The sequence below is a fragment of the Mesorhizobium sp. M0815 genome (assembly GCF_040319995.1).
Classification (GTDB): Bacteria; Pseudomonadota; Alphaproteobacteria; order Rhizobiales; family Rhizobiaceae; genus Mesorhizobium.
On record NZ_JAMYOU010000012.1, the window covers coordinates 68,457 to 85,922 of the forward strand.

Annotated in this window: 26 protein-coding genes; 10 read left to right on the forward strand and 16 right to left on the reverse strand. The window is 61.9% G+C overall.

Annotated elements, in window-relative coordinates; translation table 11 throughout:
- Window positions 1-123 precede the first annotated feature (123 nt).
- The 3 genes from NKI01_RS15395 to NKI01_RS15405 all read left to right on the forward strand — a co-directional run bounded on the left by NKI01_RS15395 (window position 124) and on the right by NKI01_RS15405 (window position 1,622).
- A complete protein-coding gene (locus NKI01_RS15395; protein ID WP_023719187.1) occupies window positions 124-426 on the forward strand; it encodes an accessory factor UbiK family protein in 303 nt (100 codons plus the stop codon).
- A gap of 329 nt (window positions 427-755) precedes the next feature.
- Entirely contained in the window at window positions 756-1,256 is a 501-nt protein-coding gene (locus NKI01_RS15400; RefSeq protein WP_023678420.1) for a type III secretion system chaperone family protein, read from the forward strand.
- Between the two features lie 6 nt (window positions 1,257-1,262).
- Window positions 1,263-1,622 (forward strand): tRNA-binding protein, encoded by a 360-nt coding sequence (locus NKI01_RS15405; RefSeq protein ID WP_352483084.1) that lies wholly within the window; start codon window positions 1,263-1,265, stop codon window positions 1,620-1,622.
- An 11-nt stretch (window positions 1,623-1,633) separates the two neighbouring features.
- Here NKI01_RS15405 and NKI01_RS15410 read toward each other — a convergent pair whose 3' ends face one another.
- The 4 genes from NKI01_RS15410 to NKI01_RS15425 form a co-directional block, all read right to left on the reverse strand.
- Window positions 1,634-2,656 (reverse strand): glycosyltransferase family 4 protein, encoded by a 1,023-nt coding sequence (locus NKI01_RS15410; protein ID WP_023719185.1) that lies wholly within the window; start codon window positions 2,654-2,656, stop codon window positions 1,634-1,636.
- A 204-nt stretch (window positions 2,657-2,860) separates the two neighbouring features.
- Window positions 2,861-4,276 (reverse strand): ATP-binding protein, encoded by a 1,416-nt coding sequence (locus tag NKI01_RS15415; RefSeq protein ID WP_023719184.1) that lies wholly within the window; start codon window positions 4,274-4,276, stop codon window positions 2,861-2,863.
- 51 nt (window positions 4,277-4,327) lie between these two features.
- Window positions 4,328-5,047 carry a response regulator gene (locus NKI01_RS15420; RefSeq protein ID WP_023719183.1) on the reverse strand — a complete coding sequence of 240 codons (720 nt, stop codon included), beginning with the start codon at window positions 5,045-5,047 and terminating at the stop codon, window positions 4,328-4,330.
- The gene (locus tag NKI01_RS15425; protein WP_023719182.1) at window positions 5,034-5,561 is read right to left on the reverse strand and encodes a MarR family winged helix-turn-helix transcriptional regulator; all 528 of its coding nucleotides are present in this window, start codon (window positions 5,559-5,561) and stop codon (window positions 5,034-5,036) included. The genes NKI01_RS15420 and NKI01_RS15425 overlap by 14 nt, the downstream gene beginning before the upstream one ends.
- Before the next feature lie 249 nt (window positions 5,562-5,810).
- Here NKI01_RS15425 and NKI01_RS15430 point away from each other — a divergent pair, with 249 nt between their 5' ends.
- The 3 genes from NKI01_RS15430 (at window position 5,811) to NKI01_RS15440 (ending at window position 7,987) form a co-directional block, all read left to right on the forward strand.
- Window positions 5,811-6,704, forward strand: coding sequence for a branched-chain amino acid aminotransferase (locus NKI01_RS15430; RefSeq protein ID WP_352483089.1), 894 nt, complete (start codon window positions 5,811-5,813; stop codon window positions 6,702-6,704).
- Window positions 6,705-6,849: 145 nt separating this feature from the next.
- Complete coding sequence (locus NKI01_RS15435; protein WP_023719180.1) at window positions 6,850-7,164, forward strand: hypothetical protein; 315 nt, start codon at window positions 6,850-6,852, stop codon at window positions 7,162-7,164.
- 181 nt (window positions 7,165-7,345) lie between these two features.
- The gene (locus NKI01_RS15440) at window positions 7,346-7,987 is read left to right on the forward strand and encodes an MBL fold metallo-hydrolase (protein ID WP_023719179.1); all 642 of its coding nucleotides are present in this window, start codon (window positions 7,346-7,348) and stop codon (window positions 7,985-7,987) included.
- 81 nt (window positions 7,988-8,068) lie between these two features.
- On the opposite strand, the gene NKI01_RS15445 is transcribed toward NKI01_RS15440, so the two are convergent.
- From NKI01_RS15445 to NKI01_RS15455, 3 genes are all read right to left on the reverse strand, one after another.
- Window positions 8,069-8,479: a BA14K family protein gene (locus NKI01_RS15445; protein WP_023719178.1), complete on the reverse strand. Its 411-nt coding sequence runs from the start codon at window positions 8,477-8,479 to the stop codon at window positions 8,069-8,071.
- Window positions 8,480-8,669: 190 nt separating this feature from the next.
- Window positions 8,670-8,882, reverse strand: a complete 213-nt coding sequence (locus tag NKI01_RS15450) for a cold-shock protein (protein ID WP_006202521.1) — start codon at window positions 8,880-8,882, stop codon at window positions 8,670-8,672.
- Window positions 8,883-9,111: 229 nt separating this feature from the next.
- Window positions 9,112-9,324, reverse strand: a complete 213-nt coding sequence (locus tag NKI01_RS15455) for a cold-shock protein (RefSeq protein ID WP_006202520.1) — start codon at window positions 9,322-9,324, stop codon at window positions 9,112-9,114.
- Window positions 9,325-9,831: 507 nt separating this feature from the next.
- On the opposite strand from NKI01_RS15455, the gene NKI01_RS15460 reads away from it, so the two are divergent.
- A complete protein-coding gene (locus NKI01_RS15460; RefSeq protein WP_352894579.1) occupies window positions 9,832-10,230 on the forward strand; it encodes a Kazal-type serine protease inhibitor family protein in 399 nt (132 codons plus the stop codon).
- Window positions 10,231-10,240: 10 nt separating this feature from the next.
- On the opposite strand, the gene NKI01_RS15465 is transcribed toward NKI01_RS15460, so the two are convergent.
- Genes NKI01_RS15465 through NKI01_RS15480 form a run of 4 tightly spaced genes read right to left on the reverse strand, consistent with a single transcriptional unit; the run spans window position 10,241 to window position 11,185 of the window.
- On the reverse strand, window positions 10,241-10,465 hold the full coding sequence (locus NKI01_RS15465) for a hypothetical protein (protein WP_292661267.1): 225 nt from the start codon (window positions 10,463-10,465) through the stop codon (window positions 10,241-10,243).
- A gap of 35 nt (window positions 10,466-10,500) precedes the next feature.
- A complete protein-coding gene (locus tag NKI01_RS15470; protein ID WP_023719175.1) occupies window positions 10,501-10,638 on the reverse strand; it encodes a hypothetical protein in 138 nt (45 codons plus the stop codon).
- Window positions 10,639-10,676: 38 nt separating this feature from the next.
- Window positions 10,677-10,922: a hypothetical protein gene (locus NKI01_RS15475; protein ID WP_023719174.1), complete on the reverse strand. Its 246-nt coding sequence runs from the start codon at window positions 10,920-10,922 to the stop codon at window positions 10,677-10,679.
- Window positions 10,919-11,185, reverse strand: coding sequence for a hypothetical protein (locus NKI01_RS15480; protein WP_352815424.1), 267 nt, complete (start codon window positions 11,183-11,185; stop codon window positions 10,919-10,921). Before NKI01_RS15480 ends, NKI01_RS15475 begins: the two co-directional genes overlap by 4 nt.
- A 334-nt stretch (window positions 11,186-11,519) precedes the next feature.
- Here NKI01_RS15480 and NKI01_RS15485 point away from each other — a divergent pair, with 334 nt between their 5' ends.
- From NKI01_RS15485 to NKI01_RS15495, 3 genes are all read left to right on the forward strand, one after another.
- Window positions 11,520-11,702, forward strand: a complete 183-nt coding sequence (locus NKI01_RS15485) for a hypothetical protein (RefSeq protein WP_023719172.1) — start codon at window positions 11,520-11,522, stop codon at window positions 11,700-11,702.
- Window positions 11,703-11,711: 9 nt separating this feature from the next.
- On the forward strand, window positions 11,712-11,978 hold the full coding sequence (locus NKI01_RS15490; protein ID WP_023719171.1) for a DUF1488 family protein: 267 nt from the start codon (window positions 11,712-11,714) through the stop codon (window positions 11,976-11,978).
- 172 nt (window positions 11,979-12,150) lie between these two features.
- Entirely contained in the window at window positions 12,151-13,785 is a 1,635-nt protein-coding gene (locus NKI01_RS15495; protein ID WP_352483092.1) for a tetratricopeptide repeat-containing sulfotransferase family protein, read from the forward strand.
- 109 nt (window positions 13,786-13,894) lie between these two features.
- Here NKI01_RS15495 and NKI01_RS15500 read toward each other — a convergent pair whose 3' ends face one another.
- From NKI01_RS15500 to NKI01_RS15520, 5 genes are all read right to left on the reverse strand, one after another.
- Window positions 13,895-14,248, reverse strand: coding sequence for a DUF1428 domain-containing protein (locus NKI01_RS15500; protein WP_023719169.1), 354 nt, complete (start codon window positions 14,246-14,248; stop codon window positions 13,895-13,897).
- Between the two features lie 71 nt (window positions 14,249-14,319).
- Window positions 14,320-14,748 carry a VOC family protein gene (locus tag NKI01_RS15505; protein WP_352483095.1) on the reverse strand — a complete coding sequence of 143 codons (429 nt, stop codon included), beginning with the start codon at window positions 14,746-14,748 and terminating at the stop codon, window positions 14,320-14,322.
- Between the two features lie 128 nt (window positions 14,749-14,876).
- On the reverse strand, window positions 14,877-15,050 hold the full coding sequence (locus NKI01_RS15510) for a hypothetical protein (RefSeq protein WP_023719167.1): 174 nt from the start codon (window positions 15,048-15,050) through the stop codon (window positions 14,877-14,879).
- Window positions 15,051-15,154: 104 nt separating this feature from the next.
- Window positions 15,155-16,684: an ABC-F family ATP-binding cassette domain-containing protein gene (locus NKI01_RS15515; RefSeq protein ID WP_352963759.1), complete on the reverse strand. Its 1,530-nt coding sequence runs from the start codon at window positions 16,682-16,684 to the stop codon at window positions 15,155-15,157.
- Window positions 16,685-16,973: 289 nt separating this feature from the next.
- Window positions 16,974-17,459: a hypothetical protein gene (locus NKI01_RS15520; RefSeq protein ID WP_023719166.1), complete on the reverse strand. Its 486-nt coding sequence runs from the start codon at window positions 17,457-17,459 to the stop codon at window positions 16,974-16,976.
- Window positions 17,460-17,466 lie beyond the last annotated feature (7 nt).

Below are 17,466 nucleotides of genomic sequence, written 5' to 3' on the forward strand. Positions count from 1 at the left end.
TCCCGGTTCCGGTCAGGTTCGGGCGCGGACCATGCGGCAGGGTTTTGGCAGGGTCAAGGCGAGCATATCCTTGCATTCCGCATCGTGCGCCACTACGTCAATTCGACCAAGCGAGGATTTGCCATGGCGACCGGACCGAACCGCATTCTCGATGAATTCGCCAAGCTGATGACCGACGCAGCCGGTGCCGCGCAAGGCGTGCGGCGCGAGGTGGAGACCGCCTTCAGGGGCCAGGCCGAGCGGATACTCAACTCCATGGACGTCGTGCAGCGCGAGGAATTCGAGGCCGCTCGCGACATGGCGGCGAAGGCCAGGGAAGAAAACACCCGCCTCGCTGCTCGCATCGAAGCGCTCGAGGCCAAGCTTGCCGAAATGACCGGTCAGGCAGCGCCTGCGGCTTCGGCAAAGCCGCGTGCAAAAAAATAATAAAAATATTCGTTAAACTTTTCCACAAAGCCGGATCGCAAAAAGCGCTTTGTCGTGAATCGCTTACCGGTACTGCGTGGATCTTTCCGACAGCGCCTTTCCACATGCGAATGACGCAGTGCGAAAAATTGGGCTGGTCACGCGACTCCCGATCAATAGACTGAATTTGTTGCATGATTCGGAGCAGGGTCATGCGCCGGGCGGTGGGGTCCGGTCCGGGGTCTTTGCGTTGACGAAGTCCTGGCCGTCCGAGTTCTAGGCAGAATTGTTCGAGTGTGCCTCTCCCGCGGAGCGTGTGGTGGCGCTCCCAGAACGACAGGAAGCATTTCATGGAACTTCTCGAACTCGAATTCTCCCGCGAAATCCATCCGGTGGATGTTATCGAGCAGGTGGCGCACAACAACGATTGGTCCTTCGAGCGGGCCGGCGATGACGAGATCTCGATCTCGGTCGCCGGAAGCTGGACCGACTACCACGTTTCATTCTCCTGGATGGAGGACTACGAGGCGCTGCACCTGGCCTGCGCTTTCGACATCAAGGTGCCTGAGGCGCGCGCGCTCGAGGTGATGCGGCTGCTTTCGCTGATCAACGAACAGATGCTGTTTGGGCATTTCGACCTCTGGGAGCAGGAAGGCGCCATCATGTTCCGCCAGTCGCTGCTGCTGGCCGGTGGGGTTGAGCCGTCGAGCCAGCAGGTCGAGGTGCTGCTGTCGTCGGCGCTGGAAGCCTGCGAATGCTATTTTCAGGCCTTCCAGTTCGTCGTCTGGTCGGGGACTTCGGCCAAGGACGCGCTGGCCGGCGTGCTGTTCGAAACCTACGGAAACGCCTGACCGTCGATGGGTTCGAGCAACGCGAGAAAAACCGAGATCAGCTTCGCCGATTTCGACCGCGTCGACATCCGCGCCGGCACGATCGTCGAGGCCGAGCCTTTTCCCGAGGCGCGCAAGCCGGCGATCAAGTTGAAAATCGATTTCGGTCCCGTGATCGGGGTGAAGAAATCCTCGGCCCAGATCACGAAATACTATACACCTGAAAGCCTGATCGGCCGGCAGGTGTTCGCGGTGGTCAATTTCCCGCCGCGTCAAATCGGGCCATTCATGTCGGAAGTGCTGACGCTCGGTTTTCCCGATGAAGAGGGCGCCGTCGTCCTCGGCGCGATCGAGCACAAGGTGCCGGACGGCGGCAGGTTATTCTAACTGCGGTTTGCTCAGGCGGCCAGTTTTCGCGTGGTACCCAGTGCTCCTTCGACCGTTTCCATGAACATTTCTGCACAGGCCTTCCAGCTGTAGCGCATAGCACGTTGCCGCGCCTCGGTGCGGTCGACGAGAAGCGCGGCGAGCGCTGCTTGCCTCAGCTCTTGCGAGACTGCGCCGCCTATGCCGTCGCCCACAATATCGATCGGCCCGGTGACGGGATAGGCTGCGACAGGCGTGCCGCTGGCCAACGACTCGATAATGACGTTGCCGAATGTGTCGGTGCGGCTGGGGAAGACGAAGACGTCGGCCGAGGCGTAGATCTCGGCCAGTTCGTCGTTCGGGCGATGGCCGAGAAAATGGGTATCGGGATATCTGGCCTTCAGCTTCGCCAATTCCGGCCCTTCGCCGACAACCACCTTGCTGCCGGGCAGGTCCAGGTCGAGGAAAGCCGGCAGGTTCTTCTCGATCGCGACGCGGCCGACGCAGAGGAAGATCGGTCCCGGAAGCCCCAGGTCCTTTCTTTTATCCGGCCGAAAATGATCGGTATCGACGCCACGCGTCCATGGCCGAAGCTTGGTGAAGCCGCGTGCCGCAAGATCGTCGGCAAGCGACTGGGTGGCGACCAGCGTGCCCTGTCCCGAATTATGGAAATCGCGCAGCCAGCGATAGGCCCATGCTTCTGGCACCGGCAGACGCGCGCTCAGATATTCCGGAAAACGTGTGTGATAGCTGGTCGTGAACGGACGGCCGGCGTTGCGGCAGTAGCGCCGCGCCATAATGCCGAGCGGTCCTTCGGTGACGATATGGATGTGATCCGCCTTGCGTGCCTCGATCAGCTGCGCCACGCGGTGCGGCGTCGTCAGCGCCAGCCTGATGTCGGGATAGGTCGGCAGAGGCAGGGTGCGAAAGATGTTCGGCGTCAGGAAGTCCGTCTCGACATCGAAGGATTTCAAAGTCTCCGAGAGGCGCTCCAGCGTGTGGACGACGCCGTTGACTTGCGGGCGCCAGGCATCGGTGACCATCAGGATGCGCATGGCGGTCCCTTGGCGGAGAGCTTGATTGCTTTGCCGCGATGCCTGAACGGCGACCACGCCGCCGCTCTGGCCTCGCACCAGCGCACCCGGGCAGGCGCGGGGTCGAAATGAGGCCGCAGGGCCGAATCAATCAGGATCGCGCGCTTCATTGGCGCTCTTCACCATGGTTTCATGACGGGCGGATGAAGGCCGGCCTCGCTCCCGTCAAGCCGGAACCTTGATCACCGCCCGCAGGCCGCCGAGCGGGCTGCGTTCGAGGACGATGTCGCCGCCATGGCTGCGGGCAATGTCGCGTGCGATGGAAAGGCCAAGGCCGGTGCCGCTGGCGTCGAGGTTGCGGGCCTCGTCCAACCGCACGAAAGGCTTGAATACATCCTCCCGCTTTTCGGGCGGAATGCCCGGACCGTCATCGTCGATAGTGACGAGCAGCGAACCGCGTCCATGATTGGCATTGATCTCCACCGTCTTGGCATAGCGGAATGCATTGCCGACGACGTTGGACAGCAGCCGGGCAAAGGCATTGGGGCGCACATGGACATGCGGATCGCCGGCAAGCACGGTCGACAGCTTGCGCTTGCGCAGCGCGGCTTCCTCGCGAAGCTTGTCGAAGAAGGCTTCGAGGTCGAACCGGCCGGCGTCTTCCGATGCTTCGCCGCGTGCAAAGGCAAGGTAGCCTTCCAGCATCGACTGCATGTCGTCGATATCCTGGTCGAGTGCCTGGGTGTCGGCCGCCTTGGTCCCGGCCAGCGCCAATTGCAGCTTGAAGCGGGTGAGGATGGTCCTCAGATCGTGGCTGACGCCGCTCAGCATGGCGGTGCGCTGCTCGAGCTGGCGTTCGATGCGTTCGCGCATCTGGATGAAGGCAAAGCCGGCGCGGCGGACTTCCTCGGCGCCGCGCGGGCGAAAATCGCGAGGCATCGGCCGGCCTTTGCCGAAGCTCTCGGCCGCCTCGGCCAGCGTCAGAATCGGCCGGATCTGGTTGCGCAGGAAGGGAATGGCGATCATCAGCAGCACCAGTGAGGTGCCGACCATCCAGATCAGGAAAATATGGGTGTTCGATGCATAGGCCTGGCTGCGGCGCACGAAGACCCGCAGCACCTTGTTCTCGAGCTGGACGCGGACCTCGACGATATTTGAATTGCCGACCGTATCGATCCAGAACGGACGGTTGATCTGGCGGGTGATCTCGGACGAAAGGATCTCGTCGAGGATCGAGAAGAACGGCTTTGGCCCGGGTGGCGGCAGTGGGTCTGGCGGCAGGAGGTCGACCTTCAACTGCATGCGATCCTGGGCGATGCGGATGACGTTGGCGTAGTCGGCGTCGTGCGGATAGGTCTCTATCAGGTCGATGATGGCGGCGATGTCGCGCACCGTGGCCTGCGACAGGCGCTGCGTCACGGTCTGCCAATGGCGCTCCATGAAGACAAAGGCGACGACCGACTGCAGCATGATCATTGGCGCGATGACGATGATCAGCGAGCGGGCATAGAGCCGCTTCGGCATGTAAAGCGACACCAGGCGCCAGAAACGGTTCCAAGCGCGCGGCACGGCCTTCAGCGCCCGCGTCGCGCGGGCGCTCAAGCCGCCATCTTCCGGCCGTTCGAGTTGCGTGGTCGCCATTCGTCTTTTCGCTCACCGGCGGCCCAGCAAAGGACCGCTGTCGGCGGCATTCTATTCCACGCTGAGCCGATACCCAATACCGCGCACGGTCTGCAGCCAGACCGGATTGGACGGATCGCGTTCGATCTTGCGGCGCAGCCGGTTGATCTGGACGTCGATCGTGCGCTCGCCGACCTCGGACTCGTCGCCGACAAGCTCATGCCGCGGTATCGTTTCGCCGGCACGCGCAGCGAAGATCGCCAGGATTTCCTGCTCGCGGTCCGTCAGCTTGAGCGCCTCGCCGCCGCGCTTCAGCTCACGCCTGGCGATCTGGAAGGTATAGGGGCCGAAGACCAGCTGTTCGACCTTGGGCGTCGTCGCGGGGCCGCCGCGGCGCAAGATATTGTTGATGCGCAGGATCAGCTCGCGCGGGTCGAACGGTTTTGGCAGATAGTCGTCGGCGCCGGCCTCGAGCCCGGTGATCCGGCTGTCGGTTTCGGACAGTGCGGTGAGCATCAGGATCGGTACGTTTTTTTCCGCCCGCAGCGCCTTGGTGAGATCGACGCCGCTTTCACCCGGCATCATGACGTCGAGCACGATCAGATCGAAATCGAGGCCGGTGAGCTTGCGCCGCGCCTCGCCGGAATTTCCGGCAACGGTGACGCGAAAACCGTTTTCGGTCAGATACTGTTTCAGAAGATTGCGGATTCGGGTGTCGTCGTCGACCACCAGCAGATGCGGCGCGTCGTCTTCCGGTGCTGTCGGATGATCAACCCTCTCAATGGTCTCCATGGCTTTTCCCTGACATCTTTGCGGGCACAATGTCGATCTGCGCCCTTAGTTCCGGATTGACCATCGCCTCAAGGAACCGTTCGATAACGGCGCGTTCGGTGGCTCCGGAATCCTCCAATGCAGCATGGATGCGGCGCGACTGTGGCCGCGCCAGTGCCAGCGCCAGCGCACGGCCCTTGGCCGTCGGATAAAGCTCGCGCTGGCGGCGGTCGCGAGGGCCCTGCAATTGCACGATATGGTCGGTGTCGATCAGTTGCTTGAGCACGCGCGCCAGGCTCTGCTTGGTGATCTTGAGCACGTCGAGGAGCTCGGCGACCGTCAGGCCGGGCCGGCGATTGACAAAATGCAGAACCCGGTGATGAGCACGGCCAAAACCGTAGTCGGCCAGGATCTGGTCCGGATCGGAGGTAAAGTCGCGATAGGCGAAGAAGAACAACTCGATGATGGCGAAATCGATGCCATCCTCGTCGGTGATCGCCGTCCTGATCGGCTCTGCGGCTGCGTGGCTCGTCATCTTTTCTCCGTGTGAAGCAGGAAATTATGTCAGCACTATTGACGTATTTTCCGCGCGATGGTAATTTTTGGCAAGCTTTTCGGCGGATTGCGAACGAAAAGGCAAACGAAGCCCTTTTTTCCGGAACTTCCTGAGTTTGCCAGACCTTAAATATCCGCCTACGCTTTGAGACAATGGCCGCCCGCGGCGGCCGAGGCGAAACACGCAACGACACAATGATGTGCGGGCTGCCGCCCGCGGGAGGTTACCATGGCATCCGTTCCCTTCGACCAACTGGACGGCTTTATCTGGATGAACGGCGAATTCGTCAAATGGGCCGCCGCCAAGATCCACGTCTTGACCCACGGGCTGCACTACGCCAGCGCGGTATTCGAGGGCGAGCGCGCCTATGGCGGCGAAATTTTCAAGCTGACCGACCACACCGAACGCCTGCATGAGTCGGCGCGCCTGCTTGGCTTCAAGATACCCTACTCGGTCGCCATGATCGACGACGCCTGCCGCACGCTGTTGAAGAAGCAAGGTTTCCAGGACGCCTATGTCCGGCCGATCGCGTGGCGCGGCAGCGAACAAATGGGCGTTTCGGCGCAGAACAGCCGGATCAACTGCGCCATCGCCATCTGGCAGTGGCCGAGTTATTTCGACCCGGCGCAGAAGCTGAAGGGCATCCGCCTCGACATGGCCGAATGGCGCCGCCCCGACCCGCGCACCGCACCGTCGAAATCGAAGGCGGCCGGCCTCTACATGATCTGCACCATGTCCAAGCATGCCGCCGAGGCCAAGGGCTATGCCGACGCCATGATGCTCGACTGGCGTGGCCAGGTGGCGGAAGCGACAGGCGCCAACATCTTCTTCGTCAAGGACGGCAAGATCCATACGCCCAAGCCCGATTGCTTCCTCGACGGCATCACCCGCCGCACGGTCATCGGCCTTGCCAAGGACCGCGGTTTGGAGGTGATCGAGCGCGCCATCATGCCGGAAGAGCTTGAAGGCTTCCAGCAGTGCTTCCTCACCGGGACAGCGGCCGAGGTGACGCCGGTTTCGGAGATCGGCCCGTACCGATTCGAGGTCGGTGAGATCGCCAAGACGCTGATGAATGACTATTCTGCAGCCGTTCAACCCAACCACGCGATTGCTGCAGAATAACGAAAGTCACAGCTTTTTTATCAAGTAGGGGCGGTTTTCGGGCCGCCCCTTTTATTTAAGCGTTTGCGCATTTGACTTTCGTCCAATTCGGCGTCTCATGATGGCGTCGGCCCGGGAGGCTGGCAGCTATGGAGGGATTGGAAATATGGATATGAACACGCTTCTTCCGATCATTATTCAGGTGATTACGGGTATCATCGGTGGTCAGGCGGTGGGCGCGGCTATCAAGACGGCGGCGATGGGTCAGCTTCCCAAAATCCTGGGCGGCGCTGTTGGCGGCGTCGGCGGGGCGGCCATCCTCAGCAGCCTGCTGGGCGGTGGGGCGGTCGATCCGGCAGCAGCCGCCACGGCGGCAGGGGCCGGCAGCGCGTTGAACATTCCCAACATCGTTGGCGGTGCCGGCGGCGGCGCCATCCTGACCGGCATCATCGGTGCGGTCATGAACGCGATGAAGAAATAAGCTTTCGACGTTTCAGGCTTTTCAAATGGGCGGCTTCGGCCGCCCATTTCGTTTGCCGTTTGCGGGAGCGGTGGACGCCGTCCGCGTGTGTCTCTACATCAGGGCCTGATTCAACAAGGTTAGAGCTTTCCTGACGCGTTCGAGGGGACGCGCGGAGCTCCGACAGTGTGAAAGGACAAATATGGGTCAGCTCAACGCCGGCATCGTGCCGGTCACGCCGTTCCAACAGAACTGCACCATCCTCTTCGACATGGACGACAGACAGGGCGTCGTCGTCGATCCGGGCGGCGACATCGACAAGGTGCTGGCGGCGCTCAAGGACAATGCGATCACTGCCGGCGCGATCTGGATCACGCATGGCCATATCGACCATGCCGGCGGGGCCATGGAACTGAAGGAGGCGCTCGATATCGAGATCATCGGCCCGCATGCCGCCGACCGTCCGCTGCTCGCCAATCTCCAGAACCAGGCAAAGCGCTACGGCATCACCGATCCCGTGCGCAACTGTGTCCCCGACCGGTTCCTCGCCGAGGGCGAGACCGTTTCGTTTGGCTCACAGGTGTTTGAGGTATTCCATTGTCCGGGCCACGCACCCGGCCACATCGTCTACTATAACCGGGCGGCGAAGTTCGCCCATGTCGGCGACGTGCTGTTCCGCGGTTCGGTCGGCCGCACCGACCTGCCGGGCGGCGACCACGCCGCGCTGATCGCCTCGATCAAGGAGAAGCTGTTGCCGTTGGGCGACGACATCGGCTTCATCTGTGGCCATGGTCCCGGCGGCCGTTTTGGTGAGGAGCGGCGGAGCAATCCTTATTTGGTCTAAAGCCGGCCTGGTCTGAAAACCGCGAAAAACAAAAAGCGCCACCCACCGGGCAGCGCTTTTGTTCAGGACAGGAAAACTGTCTTAATTGGCGGTGCAAAAATGCTGTTCGCCGTCATAGCCAGTGAACGTGCCGGTACGCGCGTTGAAGCTCTGGTAGCGGTCCGAGCAGTATTCGTACCAGCCGCGGGTCCACGGCTCCGCATAGCTTTCGGCATAGGCTACTCGCGGCTGCACGTAATAACGGCGCACCGGGGCAGGCCGGTAGTATTCATCATCATAGGCCGGGTCGTAATAGCGGGGCTGCGGGCTGGCGAGGGCACCGCCGATCAAGGCACCGGCCGCAAGACCAAGGACGCCGGCCGCAACGGCGTCGCCGTGGCCGTGGTGGCGGCGGTGATGGCGCCATTCATCGGCACTGGCCGCAGGCAAGGTCGCAAGCGTGGTCGCAACGACCGCGGCGGACAGGATGGCAGTCTTGAAAATTCCGTTCATGTCGGTCTCCTTCGTGCCGGCCCGGGTCGTTTTCGGGGGGATGCGGTCCGGCTTTAACGAAGATTAATATGCGACCGTGGCTGAACGGGGGCTGAACGAAATTTGACCAAGCGGTTCATTTAACTGGGGTTCAAACATGCGGCAAACACCGCAGGCCAGACCGGCCACGTCCATTCTGTCCGGGGCTGGTTCAGCCGATCGACAGGTTGACGGCTTTCGGACCCTTGCCGCGCTTGTCCGGCTCGGTGTCGAATGTCACTTTCTGCCCATCCTCAAGACCGGGAAGACCCGACGCCTGCACGGCCGAAATATGGACGAAGACATCCTTTGCCCCGTCGTCCGGCGTGATGAAGCCGAAGCCCTTGGCGTGATTGAAGAATTTGACGGTGCCGGTCTGCGGCATGGGAAGCTCCTTTGATCCCACAAGTCCAGTCTCGGGCCGGCAAATGCCCGGACGGAAATTTGTCCTTTATTTTAGTGCCATCGGCAAGAGAAAGTTTTGCGGGTGCCGGCAAGCATCCCGGAACACAAAAGGCGCGACGAAAACCGCCGCGCCTTTATAAAATTCGAGTTCACACCAAAAGCCTTGCAGCATCCTCACACACCCGAAAGGACGCGCGGCACGCCGCCGTTCAGGCGGCGCGGAGATTTACCGCTTTCGGACCCTTACCCATACGGTCGGGCTCGACATCGAAGGTGACCTTCTGACCGTCGACGAGCGTGCGCAGCCCGGAAGCCTCTATCGCCGAGATGTGGACGAATACATCCTTGGCGCCGCCATCGGGCGTAATGAAGCCGAAGCCTTTGGTAGCGTTGAAGAATTTAACGGTGCCGGTCTGGGCCATTGGGGAAACTCCTTCACCCGTGTCAGTCTTGGTGGTTCCGCCCGCCGCCTGGCGCCGTGGGCAAGTCCCGGTGGTTGCTTCGGCAGTCATGCATTGGCGCATGGTAAAACCCCCCGCCGAAAACGGGGCTGTCAGAGATTCACAGTATCGGGGAAAGGTCGTCCAAAACGTTCCGCTCTCCGGGTCGCAAATGCCCGAACACAAAATTTATCGCACGGAAACGTGATGCTTGCAAGATAGAGCCGCGGGCGGCCCAACAGGCGCATCCCGACGCATCGCACCGATAGAACTGGTTCTCCGCGCGGTCATCGGCCAGACGCAACCCAGGCATGGTCCAGCAAGCTGGGCCGGTGCTGTTTTGGACTTGCGCCGGCAACCCGCCTTGGTTTGCATGCGCCAGGCTACAAACGGGGGTTGCATTTGGCAGCAGAATGGCGAGATTGACGAGGATCGGCCCGATGCAGGCGCGATTATGCGGGGGCGGGAGTTTCGAGGGAGGGAATATTCATGCGGCTTCTTGCGGCAATCTTCTCGCGGCAGGGTTTTTCCATCTTGTTCCTGTCGGCAATTCTTGCGGCCTGCACCGTCGTGGTCGACGAGGGGCCAGGGCCGCGCCCGCCACGGCCGGGGCTGCAATTCTGCACCAAGCAATATGACCCGGTCTGCGCCCGGCGCGGCGGCGACCGCCAGACCTTCGCCAATGCCTGCCTTGCCGAACGGGCCGGATACCGCATCATTCGCGAGGGCGAGTGCCGCGGCGGTGGTGGCGGCGGTGAGGAGCAGACATTCTGCACCCGCGAATACCGCCCGGTCTGCGCTCGTCGCCATGGCGAGCTGCGCACATTCCCCAACGAATGCGAAGCCCGCGCGGCGGATTATCGGGTGGTCGATGATGGGCCGTGCTAGCGCACCGGCCTCACTGTTCGTCCGGATAGGCACCATCGGCGGGGCCGACGTAGAGCTCGGCGCCGTCCTCGTTGGAGATGCGCAGGCGATCGGGGATCTGCGGCATCATCAGCGTGTGAAGCAGCGTGGCGGCGCCTTGCAGGGCGGCGCGCAGGTTCGGTGCCTCCAGCGACACTCGATCGAGTATCGCTTCGTCGGCATCGCGCGAGCGGTAGAACTCGATGACGAAGTTCAAGCACGCCTCCAGGCAGATTGTCGTGCGATCGAACCCTAGCCTTTGGACTTGGGTTTCACAGCGGTCTCCGCCTGCTTGACCGCCGAGCCGAAGGGCGAGGCCGGTTTTGCCGCCACCTTGTCCTTCTTGGGCTTGCGTGTCTCGCGATTGCTGCGCTGTTGACCCTTGGCCATTTTCTGATCCCTTATACGTGTTGCGGATTGCTTTCGGCTCAGTTGGCCGGGTTGTCGACCGGTTCGAGATTGTCTTCCGTGGTGACCCGCTCATAGGTCTCCTGATCGCTGCGAATGCGATATTGCGGCGAGCCGTCCTTGACCGGCAGCCGGCTCTTTATCTGGAACAGCTCCGCGGTCTTTTGGGCAAGGCCGGTGCGGCTCTTCATGCGAACAGTCTGGCCGACGGTGAAGATATGCGAGGGCGTGTCCGTGCGCCGCGCACTCTGCTGGAAGCGGATCATGTGGCATTCTCCTGGTCGTGCCGAAGCGCTGCTTCGAGTTCGGCGTAGTCGACGGCGACAAGCCGGCCGGTCGGGCTTTTCACCGTCCTTGCCGGCAGATGGATGAAGGTGGCGACGCGGCGCCAGGCAAGCCACGACATGCCGTCGATCAGTTCCTCGTCGTGGTCGATGTCATAGTCGCCGGCCGGCTGCATGCCATCCAGGCCGCCAAGCACGAAAGGTGCCGCGAAATGCGCGATGGAATGAGTGGTGCGGGCAGACATTCTCGTGCCTTGAAGTTTCTTTCCGGCCTGGCTCCGAAAGCGGAGCCTGCATTGCGGTACCAGGTGTCGGCGATTTGGATCAGTTTGGCGGGCCGAGAACCCTGACGCCGCGAGGGCCCAAGCATGACCCAAAAACGGTTTCATACCATTAGTCCGAAAATGCGGCTTATTCAAGAAGATTCCGGCCTCTTACCCCTACCAACGCAAAATTACTTTTCTATAGTTATTTGCAGAACGATGATACGATCCCGGTGCACCTCAAAAATTGTTTGAAGAACTTCCGGAAAAATTCCTCCGGCATTTGTATTTATTTAGGTATGAAAGGAAGAGAGTCATGAATTCCGCAAGAACACCGGATGTCCCGACAGTTGCAGTCAATCCCGTCGCAAAGCCGATAAAGGTTATGTCGCCGCGCCTCACGATAAGAAGCGACGAGGCGGCAAGGCGAAGGCTTGCCGACACCGATGGCACGGTGCGGCGGGCGCGCCAGCTTGCCGAAAGCAACCGCCTGATTTGACGCGCAGCCATGACACTCAATTTTCCCAATCCCAGCCGTTCCTACGACGCGGCGGCCAAGCGTATTCGTTTCGTCGGCCATGACGGCATGTTCGAAGTCCCGTTCTTCGTCGAGGTTGCGGCACTTTCGGCGGCAAACCCGGCCGCAAGCGGAGCCGAAGCCGAATTTCTCAGCGCCTTCGACGCCAAGCGTTCGTCGATCCACGATATTGCGCGCGAAGCCTACTCGCATGGCCGCAGGAACATGTATGTGCTGACGCCGGCCGACTTCCGCTAGTTTGGGGTTTGCTCCATAGTGCCCGTCGTCTGCTCTTGCACGCGCCGCAGCGATGGCCTAGATCGCGGCAGGCGGACAACACGGCAGGTTTCCCATCAACAGAAATCCGAGACAACCGGCAGGCGCACGTTACGGCTCAGGCGGGCAGCCGCCGCTGGGGCTTGACCAGTACGTGCAGCAGGCGCTGCAGCTGCACCAGGCGGGGCGCCGGCAGGAGGCCGAGGCGCTTTACCGTCAGGTGCTGGCGCAAAAGGCTAACCACTCGGCCGCCGCGCATTTCCTCGGGCTTCTGCTGCACCAGACCGGGCGCAGCGCCGAGGGGCTGGCGCTGATCGAACAGTCGGTTCGGCTGCAGCCGAACAATCCGGATTTCCTCAACAATCTCGGCACCGTGCTGCGCGACCTCGGCCGGGTCGCGGCCGCAGCCGATCTCTTCCGCAAGGTGGTGGCAACCAGGCCGGACCAACTGGCGGCGCGCGACAATCTCGGCTCGTCGCTGAAGCAGCTCGGCCAATTCGAAGGCGCCGAGGATATTTATCGCGGTACGATCGGCCGCAACCCGTTCCATGTCCGCGCCCGTGTCGGGCTTGCCGAGACGCTGCAGGAAGCGGGCCGGCTGGATGAGGCATTAGCTGTTTTTCGCGAGGCGCTGACGATCCGGCCGAAGGATGCCGATCTTTTGCATGGCCTGGGTGTCGGGCTGATGGAAAAGGGCAGTCTCGACGAGGCTGCGGATCTTTTCAGGCAGGCGCTGGCGGTGGATCCCGGCATGGCAAGGGCCTGGCTAATGCTCACCCAGGTCAAGCGCCAGAAGGAGCGCGACGCCGAGCTTGCCCGGATGGAGGCGGAGCACGCCAGGGCGCCGCAAGGCAGCCTGCCGCGCATGCAGCTTTCCTTCGGCCTCGGCAAGGCCAATGACGACCTCAGGGATTATGGTCGCGCCTTCGACTATTTCGCCGAAGGCAACGCGATCCGCCGCCAGGGCATCGACTACGACGCCGACAAGACGCGCGGCGAGTTCGAGGCGATGAAGGCGGTGTTCGACAAGGCCTTTTTTGAAAAGCACAGGCCGAGCGGGATTACCGACGACACGCCGATCTTCATTGTCGGCATGCCTCGTTCCGGTACCACGCTGGTCGAGCAGATCATCGCCAGCCACCCGCAAGTCTATGGCGCTGGCGAGCTCAGCATATTGAAGACGGCGGTCGGCAAGCAGTTTCCGCTCAGCATGAAGGGCGGCTTTCCCTGGGGCATCGCCGACATGTCCGATAAGGCCTATGCCGAGGCCGGCCAGGCCTATCTCGATATGCTGCACGCCCGCTATCCCGGGTTCCGGCACGTCACCGATAAGATGCCCGGCAATTTCCTGTTGGTCGGTTTCATCCACATGATGCTGCCGCAGGCCAAGATCATCCATTGCGCGCGCGATGCGGCAGCGACCTGCCTGTCGATCTACAAGGTGCACTTCCGCGGCGACAGCCACCGCTACGGCTACGATCTCGGCGAACTCGCCGATTTCCACAATCTCTACACCGACATCATGGCGCACTGGCACGCCGTGCTGCCTGATGTCGTGCACGACGTTCGCTACGAGGATTTCGTCGCCGACCAGGAAGGCCAGTCGCGAGCACTGATCGCCCATCTCGGCCTGCCATGGGATGACGCCGTGCTGTCGTTTCACCGGACCGACCGGCCGGTGCGCACGGCGTCCGCCGCGCAAGTGCGGCAGCCGATGTATCAGGGCTCGGTCGATCTGTGGAAGCGCTATGGCGACCGGCTGAAGCCGCTGCTCGACAGGCTGGCTTAGAGCGCCGCTGGGCCTTAAAAGCGCGTCGCGCTCGATCGGCCTCATGCGACGCGCTTTAGATCCTTGTCTTTATGCATGTCGTTATCGCAAAACCGCTGCGCGACATGCATCAAAGCTCCATAAACGGCTGAAAGCCGCCGAAGATCATGCGCTTGCCGTCGAACGGCATCGTCGACCAGTCCGACTTGATGCGTGGGTCGGCCATCACCTTGGCCATCACCGCGTCGCGGCTCTGCCGCGATTCATAGACGACCCACGAGAAGATGACGACCTCGTCGTCCTTGGCCTGCACGGCGCGCGGGAACGAGGTGATCTCGCCATAGGGCACGTCGTCGCCGACGCATTCGACATAGGCAAGCGCCCCGTGCTCCTTCCAGACGGCGCCGGCGGTTTCCGCCAGCTTCTTGTAGGCATCGAGCTTTGCCTTCGGCACGGCAAGTACGAAACCATCGACATAAGACATCTGATTTCCTCCATGCGATTGTTTTCCGCCCTCTTGAGCGGTGATTTCCGGTACATACCTGTGTGGGGATCCTAAGCCGCTTTCACCGGCGCGTTCATTGCCCATTCGACGCCGAACGGATCACGCATATTGCCCCAGCGGTCGCCCCAGAACATCACCTGCAACGGCACGACTTCCTCGCAGCCCGCCTCGATGGCCCGCTTCCACCAAGCGTCGATGTCGTCGCTGCCGAGATGGAGCTGCATGGTGTAGCCCTGCGGCTTCACAGCGGGCATTCCATGCTCGGGATAGAAGTCGGAAAGCATCAGCGTCGAACCGTTGATGTGGAGATGGATATGCATGGTACGGCCCTGTTCGTCCGGCGGATAGGCAAAGACCTGCTCGGCACCGAAGGCCTTTTGGTAAAATTCGGCGGCTTTGAAAGCGCCGTCCAACTGAAGGTAGGGCGTCAATCCGCCAAGCACTTTGGCGGCGGGCTGGGTCTGCGCCTGGTCATTCATGTCATGCTCCTCTTTGCGTCTGGTTTGCCTTTGCGAACCACAGGACGAACGAAATGGCGACGATCCTACACGGCCGATGGTTTTTTGGATTCGAAATGGCGCCTGCCGCAACGGCCAACTGCCACCTTTCAACCTTCGATGCGAATCCGTGGGCTGTTTTGCGCGTCGACGACGATTTCCGGCCAGCCGATATCTTTGCGCAACTCGATCGGCAATGAAAGGATGGCGCGTTCGCTGCGATAACGGGCGCGAGCCGCCGAGTAACGCGTCACGGCGTGACCTATGGATGACAGAATAGACATGATGCTTTCTCCTCGATTGGCGCCGGCATCACCGTGTCGGCAACCCAAGGACGTGGCATGCGATCATCATCCGACAGAGCGCCGGAATTTTTTTCCACAATTTTTCAACCGTCGGCCTCGGCAACCTCCCGGAAGAAAGCTTCCGGGTCGTCGACCTCGGTCAGCCGCCGTTTCTCGATCAGCCAGAAGCGGTTGCCAACCGCGCGGATGAAGGAGCGGTCGTGCGAGGCAAGCAGGCAGCTTGCTTGATGTTCCAGCAATTCCGCGTCCAGTGCCTCCTGGCCGTCGATGTCGAGGTGGTTAGTCGGCTCGTCGAGTAAATAGAAATTGGGATTGGCGAGCCTGAGCGCCAGCATCATCAGCCGCGCCTTCTGTCCGCCCGACAGCACGCCAATCCTGCGCTCCTGCATGTCGATGCTGACGCCGGCGCCCGCGAGCAGCGAGCGGGCGCGCTGCTCGCCAACGTCGAATCTGTGCGAGAGCATCGCCAGCGGCGTGTCGTCGCCGCTGATGCCCGACAATGCCTGGTCGCTATAGCCGAGCACCGTCGACGGCGTCACCTTCAGGCTTTGCGCCGCCATTTCCGGCTCGACGATGGCGTTCCGGATCAGGCCGATCAGCCGTGATTTGCCGACGCCGTTACGGCCGAGCAGGACGATGCGGTCGCCTTGGCAGATGTGGCGCTTGCCGGTGCTGAACAGAACCGTGCCGTCAGGCGTTCCGACCACCAGATCATCCAGCGTGATCAGCACCTTGGCATGGCTGCCGCGATTGGTGAGCTTGATCGTGCCCGCCAATCTTTCGCGGTGTGCCGGCGCCGCCGCTTCTTCCAGGCGCTCTGCCCGCTGGTTGAGCTGCTTGGTCTTGACCGTCAAAAGGTCGCTGCCGGAATTGATGCCGATATTGTTGAGTTTGGCCGCCTGCCGGCGCAGCTGCTGCGCCACTTTCATGTCGCGCTGGAATTTGCGCTCGGTCGAAGCGTCGACCTCGTCCAGCGCAAGCCTCGCCCGCGAATAGGGCAGCGAAAACACCGGCGACTGTTCGGGGCGCAGGAACAGCGTGCGGTTGGTCGTCGCGTCGAGGAACGCCCTGTCGTGGCTGGCGATCACCACGGGCACCTCACGCGGCAGCGCGTTCAGCCAGGTCTCGAGCTGGCTGATCTTGCCGAGGTCGAGATGGTTGGTCGGCTCGTCGAGAAGCAGGACGTCGGGATCGGTGACCCAGACGCGGGCGATCAGCGCCAGCCTTTGCCAGCCGCCGCTCAATGCCCGCATCGGCCGCTCGCGCATCGGCTCGGGTACGTCGAGCGAATCGAGGACCACATCGACGCGCCACAGCTCGCTTTCGGCGTGCTCGGCTGGCAAGGCGTCGGCCACCACCTCATGAAAGCTGCGCCCGGCCAGCGCTGCGGGAATGACCTGCTCGACATAACCGACGCGCAGGCCGCGCGTGCGGGTGATGTCGCCTGATGTCGGCTCCATCTCGCCGGCCACGCACTTCAGCAAGGTAGATTTGCCGCGGCCGTTGGCGGCGACGATGCCGAGCCGGTCGCCGGCGCCGATGGTGAGATCAAGGTTGGAGAAGAGCGGCGCACTCATGGTGACGCCGAGGGACTTGAGGCTGATCAGGGCCATTTTGATTTCTCTGGTCTTGCCGGAGTCCGGCTCAATGCACTTTGACGGTGCGCGTGCTGGCCATCAGGCTCGGCGTTGCGGCACCACGAAGGGCAGACCAAAAAATCGAAGCGGGAAAACCCGGACCGTCCCTGGTCAGCCCTGCAAGCAAGCTCGCAGGGCAGAAATCGGGCCACGCTGACGATGGTGGTCGAAAGACACGCAGCCCTCCTTTCAAGAAGTTTGAGTGAGGGGAAGCGATTACACCAAAGGCAGGGCGGATGGCAAGGGAGGGGTGGAATGCGGGGTGTCAGCCTCGCCTGATCCCTTCGGCCCAGGCCACCAAGTCCTCCTCGCTGCTGCGCAGCCGCTTCATGACCCGTTGCATGGGCCAGCAGGTCACTCCACTTGCAACTTCGAGGGCCGCGTTGATTTCCCCTTCGGGATCGTTGTCATCCGTCAGCCAATGCCCACCGAGTTCCTTGCGGAGCACCTCACCGCAGTAACATCCCAACGCAAACAGGCGTGGCCCGACATCTTGTGAAATCAACCCGCCAGAGATGGGTTCTCCATCCTTCGTCTGCTCGCGAAAGAACCGTTCTACCTCCGATATGCTCCGTGGCGTGAAATCGACGCGATAGCCCGAACTTTGCAATGCGCTGGATATCCATTGCGCGGCGACCGGAATGTCGTCCTGCAAGCGCCGCGGCGCGCTCGTTGTTTGAGACGTCGCGCGTGACGGCAGGAAGGCTGCGGCAACGGCGGCGAGAAGTCCAAAGAAACGACGCGTCATCATCTGTAGC